Origin of the sequence: Streptomyces sp. YS-3, from assembly GCF_045257485.1 — a bacterium.
GTDB lineage: Bacteria > Actinomycetota > Actinomycetes > Streptomycetales > Streptomycetaceae > Streptomyces.
The window spans coordinates 1-12,430 of the sequence record NZ_JBJHPC010000174.1; the positions used below are offsets into that span (position 1 = coordinate 1).

A 12,430-nucleotide genomic window follows, 5' to 3' on the forward strand; every position below is an offset into this window, starting at 1 on the left:
CCCGCCCCCCACGCATGTGGTCGCAAAACAAAACCCCGCCTCCGCCCAGCCGGACGGAAACGGGGTTGTGCTCTGAGAATCGCCGCACCCGCGTGGCGAACGCAGGCCGCGTGCGGCGGTGGTGCTGGGTACCGGGGAGGGAGCGGATGAGAGGGCCCGCTGGGTCCCTTCCGGTGGTCTATCAAGTGGTCAGCCGTTGAGACTGGCCAGGCGAGCGGCCCGGGGGCCGGTCACTTGGGCAGGATCAGGCAGCCTTGAGGGCGGCAACCTTGGTGGCCAGCGCCGACTTCTTGTTGGCGGCGGCGTTCTTGTGGATGACACCCTTGCTGACGGCCTTGTCCAGCTTCTTGGAGGCGGTGCGGACAGCCGTGTCGGCCGCCTCGACGTCGCCGGCCAGGACAGCCTCGCGGGCCTTGCGGATCGCGGTCTTGACCTCGGACTTGACGGCCTTGTTACGCAGGCGCGCCTTCTCGTTGGTCTTGTTCCGCTTGATCTGGGACTTGATGTTCGCCACGAAAGAGCCTTTTCAGGTTCGATGTATCAGATGGTTGTGACACTCGCCGCTGAGAGGGCGGACGAGGCACAGCTGCCCAGGCTACCAGCAGGCCGACTGGCGGCCCAAACCGAGCGCAGTGCCGTTCCCATGGGACGATGGGGGCTACGTATCGATCCGACATCGCCCGAGACGAGACGCCCCGCGTCTCAAGAATCAGGACCCTGCGTGCCCGCGACTCCTACCAACGTGCCCGAGCCGAGCCGTACCGACCCGGCTCTGATCCGCAATTTCTGCATCATCGCGCACATCGACCACGGCAAGTCGACCCTTGCCGACCGGATGCTCCAGCTGACCGGTGTGGTCGACCAGCGGCAGATGCGTGCTCAGTACCTCGACCGGATGGACATCGAGCGCGAGCGCGGCATCACGATCAAGAGTCAGGCCGTGCGGCTGCCCTGGGCCCCCACCGAGGGGCCGGACCAGAGCAGCACCCACATCCTGAACATGATCGACACCCCGGGGCACGTGGACTTCACGTACGAGGTGTCGCGGTCGCTCGCCGCGTGCGAGGGCACCGTCCTGCTCGTCGACGCCGCTCAGGGCATCGAGGCGCAGACCCTGGCGAACCTCTACCTCGCCATGGAGAACGACCTCACGATCGTTCCCGTCCTCAACAAGATCGACCTGCCGGCCGCGCAGCCGGAGAAGTTCGCGGAGGAGCTGGCCAACCTCATCGGATGCCAGCCCGAGGACGTGCTGAAGGTCTCCGCGAAGACCGGTGTCGGTGTGGACGCGCTGCTCAACCGCGTGGTGCGGGACGTGCCCGCGCCGGTCGGGGTGGCCGACGCGCCCGCCCGCGCGATGATCTTCGACTCGGTCTACGACTCGTACCGGGGCGTCGTCACGTACGTCCGTGTCGTCGACGGGCAGCTCAACAAGCGCGAGCGGATCCGGATGATGTCGACCGGCGCCACGCACGAGCTGCTGGAGATCGGGACGAACTCGCCGGAGATGCTGCCCGCCGACGGGCTCGGCGTCGGTGAGGTCGGTTATCTGATCACCGGTGTGAAGGACGTCCGCCAGTCCAAGGTCGGTGACACCATCACCTCCCTGCACCAGGGCGCCACCGAGGCGCTCGGCGGGTACAAGGACCCCAAGCCGATGGTCTTCTCGGGTCTGTATCCGCTGGACGGGTCGGACTACCCGGACCTGCGCGAGGCCCTCGACAAGCTGCAGCTCAACGACGCCGCGCTGGTGTACGAGCCGGAGACCTCGGCCGCGCTCGGCTTCGGTTTCCGCGTCGGCTTCCTCGGCCTGCTCCACCTCGATGTGATCCGTGAGCGGCTGGAGCGCGAGTTCGGGCTCGACCTCATCGCCACCGCTCCCAACGTGGTCTACCGGGTGGTCCTGGAGGACGGCAAGGAAGTCACCGTCACCAATCCGAGTGAGTTCCCCGAGGGGAAGATCTCGGACGTGTACGAGCCGGTCGTGCGCGCCACGATCCTCGCGCCCAGCGAGTTCATCGGCTCGATCATGGAGCTGTGCCAGGCCCGCCGGGGCACGCTGCTCGGGATGGACTACCTCTCCGAGGACCGTGTCGAGATCCGTTACACGCTGCCGCTCGCGGAGATCGTCTTCGACTTCTTCGACCAGCTGAAGTCGAAGACCCGGGGCTACGCCTCGCTCGACTACGAGCCCACCGGCGAGCAGTCGGCGAGCCTGGTCAAGGTCGACATCCTGCTCCACGGCGACAAGGTCGACGCCTTCTCGGCGGTCACGCACAAGGACGCTGCGTACGCGTACGGTGTGCGGCTCGTCGCCAAGCTGCGCGAGCTCATCCCCCGGCAGGCCTTCGAGGTGCCCATCCAGGCCGCGATCGGCTCCCGGGTGATCGCCCGCGAGACCATCCGCGCCATCCGCAAGGACGTCCTCGCCAAGTGCTACGGCGGTGACATCTCCCGTAAGCGGAAGCTGCTGGAGAAGCAGAAGGAAGGCAAGAAGCGGATGAAGATGGTCGGTTCCGTGGAGGTTCCGCAGGAGGCCTTCATCGCGGTGCTGTCCAGCGACGAGTCTGCGAGCAAGAAGAAGTGACCGGCGAGTAGCCAACCGGTGCCGTGACGGACCCCCGCTCTTCCGAGCGGGGGTCCGTTCGTTATGAAACCACCTTCCGCTGCCTCTTACGCGGCGGGGCGGGGGCGCTCTACTCTGATCACGGCCCGATGGTTACTCGCCAGTTAAACAAGAAGCAGCCGCAGCCCTGCCGCAGGCCAGCCCGGAGGACGTCGTGAGCGACACACATACCTTGATCGAGAACCGGCCACCGTCCGTGGCAGCCCTCTTCGTGCAGCGCGTGGAGGCCACCCCGGACCTGGAGGCCTACCGCTATCCGGTCCCGGCCGGCGACGGCCAGGGGCGCGATGAGTGGAAGTCGCTGAGCTGGGGCCGGGCCGCCGAGCGGGTCTACGCGATCGCGGCCGGGCTCGTCGATCTGGGTGTGACCGCCGAGCAGCGCGTGGCGCTCTCCTCCTCCACCCGGATCGAGTGGATCCTCGCCGACCTCGGGACGATGTGCGCGGGCGGCGCGACCACCACGATCTACCCGCAGACCAACGCCGAGGAGTCGGCCTACATCCTGGGCGACTCCGAGAGCCGGGTGCTCTTCGCGGAGAACGCGGCCCAGCTCATCAAGGCCCGCGAGCGCCGCGCCGAGCTGCCCGAACTGAAGCACGTCGTGGTCTTCGACCCGGCCGGCGCCGAGCCCGTCGAGGGCGACCCCGAGGGCTGGGTGCTCACCCTCGCCCAGCTGGAGGAGCGCGGGGCGGCGTATCTGGAGAAGCACCCGGGAGCCGTCAAGGAGCGGATCGCGGCGATCACCTCCGACCAGCTGGCCACGCTGATCTACACCTCCGGGACCACCGGCCGCCCCAAGGGCGTGCGGCTGCCGCAGGACAACTGGTCGTACATGGCGAAGGCGATCGCCGCGACCGGGCTGATCAGCGCCGACGACGTCCAGTACCTCTGGCTGCCGCTCGCGCACGTCTTCGGCAAGGTGCTGACCTCCGGGCAGATCGAGGTCGGGCATGTGACGGCCGTCGACGGCCGGGTCGACAAGATCATCGAGAATCTGCCGGTCGTCCAGCCCACCTACATGGCGTCGGTGCCCCGGATCTTCGAGAAGGTCTACAACGGCGTCGCGGCCAAGGCGCGGGAGGCCGGCGGGGCCAAGTACAAGATCTTCCAGTGGGCGGCCGAGGTGGCCCGCGAGTACGCCAAGGCCAGCCAGGACAACTTCCGGCGCACCGGCCGGGCGACCGCCCCCTTCGGGCTGACGGCCAAGCACAAGGTCGCGGACGCGCTGGTGTACGCGAAGATCCGCGAGGCCTTCGGCGGACGGCTGCGCGCCGCCGTCTCGGGCTCCGCCGCGCTCGCCCCCGACATCGGCTTCTTCTTCTCCGGCGCCGGGATCCACATCCTGGAGGGGTACGGGCTCACCGAGACCAGCGCCGCCTCCTTCGTCAATCCCGGCGAGGCCTACCGGACGGGCACGGTCGGCAAGCCGCTGCCCGGTCTGGAGGTGCGTATCGCGGACGACGGCGAGATCCTGCTGCGCGGCCCCGGCATCATGGAGGGCTACCACAAGCTGCCCGAGAAGACCGCCGAGGTGCTGGAGTCGGACGGCTGGTTCCACACCGGTGACATCGGCGAGCTGTCGGCGGACGGCTATCTGCGGATCACCGACCGCAAGAAGGACCTGATCAAGACGTCCGGCGGCAAGTACATCGCGCCGGCCGAGGTCGAGGGCCAGTTCAAGGCGGTCTGCCCGTTCGTCTCCAACATCCTGGTGCTCGGCGCCGACCGGAACTTCTGCACCGCGCTGATCGCCCTCGACGAGCCCGCGATCCTGGGCTGGGCCAAGGACCACGGGGTCACCGGCTCGTACGCCGACGTGGTCGCGAACCCGGAGACGGTGGCGCTGATCGAGGGCTATGTGAAGCGCCTCAACGAGGGCCTCCAGCGCTGGCAGACCATCAAGCAGTTCCGGCTGCTGCCGCGCGACCTCGACGTGGAGCACGGCGAGCTCACCCCGAGCCTGAAGCTGAAGCGGCCGGTCGTCGAGCGGGAGTACAAGGACCTGATCGACGAGATGTACTCGGGCTCGCGCGAGGCGTAGTGGCAGGGGGCGGGGGCGCTCAGCAGCGCCCCCGCCGCATGTCCCGGACGATCGTCTCCAGGGCCGTCAGCCGCAGCCGCAGGTCACCGGCGTCGCCCGGCCCCTCGCGCAGCAGCTCGTCCTCGATCGCGGCCAGCAGCTCCGCCATCTCGGCGAGCTGCTTGTGCTCCCGGGCGAGCAGCAGCTCCAGCTGGCGGTTCTTGCGGTGCAGTTCGAGGAAGACGTTCACCTTGGCCCGCAGGACCCACGGGTCGAACGGTTTGGTGAGGAAGTCGGCCGCGCCCGTGGCGTATCCCCGGAAGGCGTAGTCGCTGTCGCCCTCCTCGCCGGTCAGGAAGATGATCGGCACGTCCTTGGTCTGGTCGAGGCGCTTGAGGTTGGCGGCGGTCTCGAAGCCGTCCATGCCCGGCATCCGTACGTCGAGCAGCACCACCGCGAACGGCTGCCGCAGCAGCGCCTTCATCGCCTCCTCGCCCGAACGCGCCCGTACCAAAGGCTCGTTGAGCGTGGTGAGGACCGCCTCCAGCGCGGTCAGGTTGTCCTCCCGGTCGTCGACCAGGAGGATGCTCGCCCGGTCGCCGGACGGTACCGCTGTGCTCATCGTGTCGCCTTACGTGGTCGGCGGAGCGGTGGCGGGGTCCTCGGAGCCGGTCGACTGCTTCGGTACGGACGCGCCCGTGCGCCCCGGGGGCGCCGCGTCCTCGCCCTCCGGGTCGAGCAGGGCGCACACCACGGTGAGCAGGCGGTCCACGTCGACGGGCTTGGGCACGTACTCGTTGGCGCCCTGGGCGATGGACTTCTCGCGGTCGCCGGGCATCGCCTTCGCGGTCAGGGCGATGATGGGCAGATCGGCCCAGAGCGGGCTGCGGCGGATCGCTTCGATCGTCTCGTACCCGTCCATCTCGGGCATCATGATGTCCATCAGGACCAGTTCGACGTCCGGGTTGCGCTCCAGGGACTCGATGCCCTCGCGGCCGTTCTCCGCGTACAGCACGGGCATGCCGACCCGGCCGAGGACATGGGTGAGCGCGAAGACGTTGCGGATGTCGTCGTCGACGATCAGCACCCGCCGGCCCGGCAGCACCTGCCCCGCCCGGCCCTCCTTCCACTGCTCCAGCCTGGTGGTGGTCGGCCAGGGGTCGTCCTGGTCGGCCACCGGCGCGGGTTCGGAGCTGACCGGCCGGTCCGGGTCGGTGGTGAGCTGCGGGAGCTGGTCCGGCTCGGCGGTCACATGGCCGGGGTGGAGCACCGGCACGTACAGGGTGAAGGTGGAGCCCCGGCCCGGCTCGCTCTCGGCGACGATCCGGCCGCCGAGCAGGCCCGCGATCTCGCGGCTGATGGAGAGGCCGAGGCCGGTGCCGCCGTACTTGCGGTTGGTCGTCCCGTCGGCCTGCTGGAACGCCTCGAAGATCACTGGGAGTTTCTCGGGCGCGATGCCGATGCCGGTGTCGGTGACCGTGAAGGCGATCAGGTCGTCCGTGCCCGGCACCGCGCTGTCCGGGTCCTTGATCCGGTTGACGCGGAGTTCGACGCGGCCGGAGGAGGTGAACTTGATCGCGTTGGAGAGGAGGTTGCGCAGGATCTGCTGGAGCCGCTGCTCGTCCGAGTACATCTCGCGCGGCACGTCCTCGCCCACCGCGACCTCGAAGGCGAGGCCCCGGTCGAGGGTGATGGGGCGGAAGGTGGCGTGGACGTAGTCGAGCACCTTGATGAGCGGAAGCTTCTTGGGCCGTACGTCCATCCGGCCGGCCTCGATCTTCGACAGGTCCAGGATGTCGTTGATCAGCTGGAGCAGGTCGGAGCCGGAGCGGTGGATCGTGGCGGCGAACTGGACCTCCTGGTCGGAGAGGTGGTCGTCCGGGTTGTCGGAGAGCAGCCGGGCCAGGATGAGCAGCGAGTTGAGCGGGGTGCGCAGCTCGTGCGACATGTTCGCCAGGAACTCCGACTTGTACTGGGAGCTGGTCGCGAGCAGGGCGGCCTTCTCCTCCAGCTCGGCGTTGGAGCGCTGCAACTCCGCCTGCTGGCGCTGGAGTTCGTCGGAACGCTCCTGGAGCTGGATGGCGAGCCGCTGGGACTCGCTGAGCAGTGACTCGGTACGGGAGTTGGCGATGATGGTGTTGATCGCGACGCCGATGGTGTTCACGAACTGGTCGAAGAAGGCCAGGTGGACGTCGGAGAAGCGGGAGAAGGAGGCCAGTTCGATCACACCGAGGAGCTTGTCCTCGAAGAGGATCGGGATGATCACGACACTGGCCGGGGACGCCTCTCCCAGACCCGAGTTGATCTTGATGTAGTCCGGCGGCGCCTCCTCCAGCAGGATCCGCTTCTTCTCCAGGGCCGCCTGGCGCACCAGACCGTGGCCCGGCATACCTGTGGTGTCGACGGTCGCGCCCTGGGCCGAGCCGTATCCCGCGATGAAGGCGAGCCCCTTGGTGGTCGACGTCGTACGGGAGGGGGTGCCCTCGTTGCCCGGGTCGGCCAGGAAGAACGCCCCGTACTGGGCGTTCACCAGCGGGGTCAGCTCGCGCAGGATCAGGTCCGCGACCTCCATCAGGTCGCGGTGGCCCTGCATCAGACCCGCCAGGCGCGCCAGGTTCGACTCCAGCCAGTCCTTGGCGCGGGTCGTCTCGCGCAGGTTGGACACCATCAGGTTGATGTTGTCCTTCAGCTCGGAGACCTCGCCCCGGGTCTCCACGGTGATCGAGCGGGACATGTCGCCCTGGGCCACCGCCGAGGCCACCTCCGCGATCGCACGGACCTGGGTGGTGAGGTTCAGGGCGAGCTCGTTGACGTTGGTGGTCAGGCGCTTCCAGGTGCCGTAGACGCCCTCCACCCGGGCCTGGCCGCCCAACTGGCCCTCGGAGCCGACCTCGCGGGCCACCCGGGTCACCTCGGAGGAGAACGAGGAGAGCGTGTCCACCATGGTGTTGATGGTGGTCTTCAGCTCCAGGATCTCGCCGCGCGCGTCCACGTCGATCTTCTTGGACAGGTCGCCCTGGGCCACCGCCGTCGCCACCTGGGCGATGTTGCGGACCTGGGAGGTGAGGTTGTCCGCCATGTAGTTGACGTTGTCGGTGAGGTCCTTCCAGACGCCGGAGACGCCGAGGACCTGGGCGCGCCCGCCCAGCCGCCCGTCGGTGCCGACCTCGCGGGCGACGCGGGTCACCTCGTCCGCGAACGCCCGCAACTGCTCCACCATCGTGTTGACGGTGTCCTTGAGCTCCAGGATCTCGCCGCGCGCGTCCACGGTGATCTTCTTGGAGAGGTCGCCGTTGGCGACGGCCGTGGTCACCTGGGCGATGTTGCGTACCTGGGAGGTGAGGTTCGACGCCATGAAGTTGACGTTGTCCGTCAGGTCCTTCCAGACGCCGGACACCCCGCGCACCTGCGCCTGACCGCCGAGGTTGCCCTCGGTGCCGACCTCGCGGGCCACCCGGGTGACCTCGTCGGCGAAGGCCGAGAGCTGGTCGACCATGGTGTTGATCGTCGACTTCAGCTCCAGGATCTCGCCCTTCGCCTCCACCGTGATCTTCTTGCCCAGGTCGCCCTGTGCCACCGCCGTCGAGACGAGCGCGATGTTGCGGACCTGGGAGGTGAGGTTGTCCGCCATGAAGTTGACGTTCTCGGTGAGGTCCTTCCACACCCCGGAGACGCCACGGACCTGGGCGCGCCCGCCGAGGTTGCCCTCGGTGCCGACCTCGCGGGCGACCCGGGTGACCTCGTCGGCGAAGGCGGAGAGCTGGTCGACCATGGTGTTGATGGTCGACTTCAGCTCCAGGATCTCGCCCTTGGCGTCCACGGTGATCTTCTGGGAGAGGTCGCCGTTGGCGACGGCGGTGGTGACCTGGGCGATGTTGCGTACCTGGGAGGTGAGGTTCGACGCCATGAAGTTGACGTTGTCCGTCAGGTCCTTCCAGACCCCGGACACGCCCCTGACCTGCGCGCGCCCACCGAGCTGGCCCTCGGTGCCGACCTCGCGGGCGACCCGGGTCACCTCGTCCGCGAACGCCGAGAGCTGGTCGACCATCGTGTTCACGGTGAGCTTCAGCTCAAGCAGCTCGCCGGTCGCCTCGACCGTCACCGTACGGGTCAGATCGCCGCGCGCCACCGCCGTGGTCACCGCCGCGATGTCACGGACCTGCGCGGTCAGCCGGGAGGCCATGGTGTTGACGGCCTCCGTCACGTCCCGCCAACTGCCGCTCAGCCGCTGCACCTTGGCCCGCCCGCCCAGGCGTCCTTCGGTGCCGACCTCGCGGGCGACCCGGGTCACCTCGCCGGTGAACAGGGAGAGCTGGTCGACCATCTTGTTGACGGCCCGGCCGAGCCGGCGCAGATCACCGCGCAACTGGCGGTTCCCGTCGTGGAGGTCGACCCGCTGGGTCAGATCGCCGCCCGCCACCGCGTCCAGCACCCGGGTGGCGTTCGCCGCCGGTACGACCAGGGCGTCGATCAGGGTGTTCGCGCTGTCCACCCCGGCCGTCCAGCCGCCCTGACCCGGGCTCGCCGCCAGCCGCTCGTCCAGCCGGCCGTGGCGGACGACCTCGCGGCGCACCCGCTGCAGCTCGTCCGTGAAGTGCTGGTTGCGCACGGCCACTTGATTGAAGATCGCGGCGAGCTCGGCGGGTATGCCCTCGTGCGCCTCCTGGAGCCGGACCCCGAAGTCACCGTCCCGCAGCGCGGTCATCGCCGCCAGCAACGGGCGCAACTCCCGTGCCCGGATCCACTCCCCGCCCTCGGGCGGCACGGCGCTGTCTCTGTTCATCCCGGCCCACTTCAGTGACTCGGTGCTTATGCGCACGCTCAGTCTGTCACTCTGTCGGTGTCATGAGGTGCGCAATGTGAGAACCGATCAGGAGCCGCACCGTGGGGTCCATTCCAACGCAGCGGGAGAGCGGGAACCGCCCGTCCGGCCCGGTGCCCTCTCCTGGCGCGGCGGAGCGCCCCGCCGCGTCCGCCGCCCGCACCAGCCTGCCCGGCGACCCGCTCGCGCCGGCCGCCGCCCGCCGCTTCGCGCGCGCCGCGCTCGCCGACTGGACCGCCCGGGGCGCCCCCGGCGCCGCCGAACTGGACGAACGGGCCGCCGACGAGGTGGCGATACTCGTCAACGAACTGGTCACCAACGCCGTGGTGCACGCCGGCACCACCATCGAGCTGGTCTGCCGACTGGAGCCGCCCGCCGGGGACGAACCCGCGGCGGTGGTCGTCGAGGTCTCCGACCACCACCCCTCCCGGGTCGTACGCCACGAACCGCGCGGGGCGCGCGAACCGGGCGCGCCGGAGTACGGGCGGGGGCTGCACCTGGTGGCGACGCTCGCCGAATGCTGGGGGATCACCTACCGCGCCGGCCTCAAGACGGTCTGGGCGCGGCTGCTCCTCGACGCGCAGGACGTCCTGGCGCGCGAGGACGAGCCGGGCCGCGACGACTCGCTCCAGCTCGGTCCGCGCGCCGCCGGGACGCCCACCGCCCCGGCGCACGGGACACCCCCCGGGCAGGGCCGCGACTGGGTGAACCGGGGCGCCCTGTCCTTCCTCGCGGAGGCGTCCGACCTGCTGGCGGGCCAGTTCGACGAGGACATGATCGCGGCGCTCGCCGGGCAGCTCCTGGTGCCCCGGCTCTGTGACTGGTGCGCGATCTGGCTCGACCCGGAGGCCGGCGGCCCGGTCGGCGAACCCCGTCTCGCCCGGGTGTGGCACGCCCGCGAGTCCGGGATCGACGAGCTGCGGGCGGTCCTGGAGAAGGACCCGCCCCGGCTGCCGGAGTCGGCGCGCGGCGGCCCGGTCCCGATGCCCTGGCCGGCTCCCCAGGACGACGGCGAGGGGGCGGCGCTCGCGTACCGGATGGTGGCCGGCGGCCGGGCCGTCGGCGTGCTCATGCTGGGACGGGCCGGAATGGCGCGCATCCCCGACGAGGTCACCGGACTGGTCGAGGACTTCGTACGCCGGGTGGCGCTGGCGATCGGCGCCGCCCGCCAGTACACCCGCCAGGTCACCATCAGCCGGGTGCTCCAGCGGGGACTGCTGCCGGCGGGCGTCGCGGAGATCCCCGGCGTGGACAGCGCGCTGGTCTACCAGCCCAGCGGCGAGGGCGTGGCGGGCGGCGACTTCTACGACCTGTTCCCCGGCGCCGACGGCCGCTGGTGCTTCGCGCTCGGCGACGTCCAGGGCAGCGGCCCCGAGGCGGCCGTCGTCACCGGCCTGGTGCGGCCCTGGCTGCGGTTGCTGGCCCGCGAGGGGTACGCGGTGCACGACGTCCTCGACCGCCTCAACAAACTGCTGGTCGACGACGGGGTCGAGGCCGCCGAGGCAGCCGCCCGGATGGTCGCGGCGGCGGGCGGCCGGGAGGTGGCCGAGGGCCCGCAGGCCCGCTTCCTCTCCCTGCTGTACGGGGAGCTGGTCCCGGTGCCGCCCGAGAGCGGCGGCGGCGTCCTGTGCACCCTGGCGAGCGCCGGCCACCCGCTGCCGCTGCTGCTGCGCCCCGACGGCTCGGTCCGGGCCGCGGCGGTGCCGCAGGTGCTGGTCGGGGTGGTGGAGGGGGTGGCGTACGAGAGCGAGAGCTTCCGGCTGATGCCCGGGGACACCCTGCTGTGCGTCACGGACGGGGTGACCGAGCGCCGCTCCGGCCGGCGGATGTTCGACGACGGCGACGGGCTCGCGGCGGTGCTCGCCGGGTGCGTGGGCATGACGGCCACGGGGGTCGCGGAGAGCGTCAAGCGGGCGGTGTACGCGTTCGGCACGACCCCGCCGGAGGACGATCTGGCGCTCCTGGTGCTCCAGGCACGCTGAGGGCGTGCCGGGGGCCGTCCGGGGTGGCGGACAATGGGGGCATGCCTTCCGTACTGCCCGATGGTGAGCCCATGCCCGAGGACGGGGCGCTGCCCGGTTCCGCCCTGGAGGGCGCGGGGGAGCGACCGCTCGGCTTCTACCTGCACGTTCCCTACTGCGCCACGCGCTGCGGGTACTGCGACTTCAACACCTACACCGCCACCGAGCTGCGCGGTTCCGGCGGCGTCCTGGCGTCCCGGGACAACTACGCGGCCACCCTCACCGAGGAGATCCGGCTCGCCCGCAAGGTGCTCGGCGACGACCCGCGCCCGGTCCGTACGGTCTTCGTGGGCGGCGGCACCCCGACGCTGCTGCCCGCCGCCGACCTGGTCCGGATGCTCTCGGCGGTACGGGAGGAGTTCGGCCTGGCGGACGACGCGGAGGTGACGACGGAGGCGAACCCCGAGTCGGTGGACCGGGCGTATCTGGAGGAGCTGCGGGCCGGCGGCTTCAACCGGGTCTCCTTCGGCATGCAGAGCGCCAAGCAGCACGTCCTGAAGATCCTCGACCGTACGCACACGCCGGGCCGCCCCGAGGCGTGCGTCGCCGAGGCGCGGGCGGCGGGCTTCGACCACGTCAACCTCGACCTGATCTACGGGACGCCCGGCGAGTCGGACCAGGACTGGCGCGAGTCGCTGGCGGCGGCGGTGGGGGCGGGCCCCGACCACATCTCCGCGTACGCCCTGATCGTCGAGGAGGGTACGCAGCTGGCCCGCCGCATCCGCCGGGGCGAGGTCCCGATGACGGACGACGACGTCCACGCGGACCGCTACCTCATCGCGGACTCGGTGCTGGCCGAGGCGGGCTTCCACTGGTACGAGGTGTCGAACTGGGCCACCACGGAAGCGGGCCGCTGTCTGCACAACGAGCTGTACTGGCGGGGCGCGGACTGGTGGGGCGCGGGGCCCGGGGCGCACAGCCATGTCGGGGGCGTGCGGTGG

The 12,430-nt window shown here is 70.3% G+C and carries 7 protein-coding genes; 4 read left to right on the top strand and 3 right to left on the bottom strand.

Annotation, left to right across the window (positions count from 1 at the left end; translation table 11 throughout):
- Positions 1-244 precede the first annotated feature (244 nt).
- A complete protein-coding gene (gene rpsT, locus ACJA3G_RS16510; RefSeq protein ID WP_101388267.1) occupies positions 245-514 on the bottom strand; it encodes a 30S ribosomal protein S20 in 270 nt (89 codons plus the stop codon).
- A gap of 207 nt (positions 515-721) precedes the next feature.
- Here rpsT and lepA point away from each other — a divergent pair, with 207 nt between their 5' ends.
- Both lepA and ACJA3G_RS16520 read left to right on the top strand, forming a co-directional pair.
- Complete coding sequence (lepA, locus tag ACJA3G_RS16515) at positions 722-2,587, top strand: translation elongation factor 4 (RefSeq protein WP_406553743.1); 1,866 nt, start codon at positions 722-724, stop codon at positions 2,585-2,587.
- 193 nt (positions 2,588-2,780) lie between these two features.
- Positions 2,781-4,667, top strand: a complete 1,887-nt coding sequence (locus ACJA3G_RS16520; protein WP_406553744.1) for an AMP-dependent synthetase/ligase — start codon at positions 2,781-2,783, stop codon at positions 4,665-4,667.
- Between the two features lie 19 nt (positions 4,668-4,686).
- Here ACJA3G_RS16520 and ACJA3G_RS16525 read toward each other — a convergent pair whose 3' ends face one another.
- Positions 4,687-5,268 carry a two-component system response regulator gene (locus ACJA3G_RS16525; RefSeq protein WP_406553745.1) on the bottom strand — a complete coding sequence of 194 codons (582 nt, stop codon included), beginning with the start codon at positions 5,266-5,268 and terminating at the stop codon, positions 4,687-4,689.
- A gap of 9 nt (positions 5,269-5,277) precedes the next feature.
- A complete protein-coding gene (locus ACJA3G_RS16530) occupies positions 5,278-9,351 on the bottom strand; it encodes a HAMP domain-containing protein (protein WP_406553748.1) in 4,074 nt (1,357 codons plus the stop codon).
- A 179-nt stretch (positions 9,352-9,530) separates the two neighbouring features.
- Between ACJA3G_RS16530 and ACJA3G_RS16535 the strand changes: the two genes are divergently transcribed.
- Complete coding sequence (locus ACJA3G_RS16535; RefSeq protein ID WP_406553746.1) at positions 9,531-11,450, top strand: SpoIIE family protein phosphatase; 1,920 nt, start codon at positions 9,531-9,533, stop codon at positions 11,448-11,450.
- A 41-nt stretch (positions 11,451-11,491) separates the two neighbouring features.
- A partial coding sequence (gene hemW / locus ACJA3G_RS16540) for a radical SAM family heme chaperone HemW (protein ID WP_406553747.1) occupies positions 11,492-12,430 on the top strand: 939 nt, incomplete at its 3' end.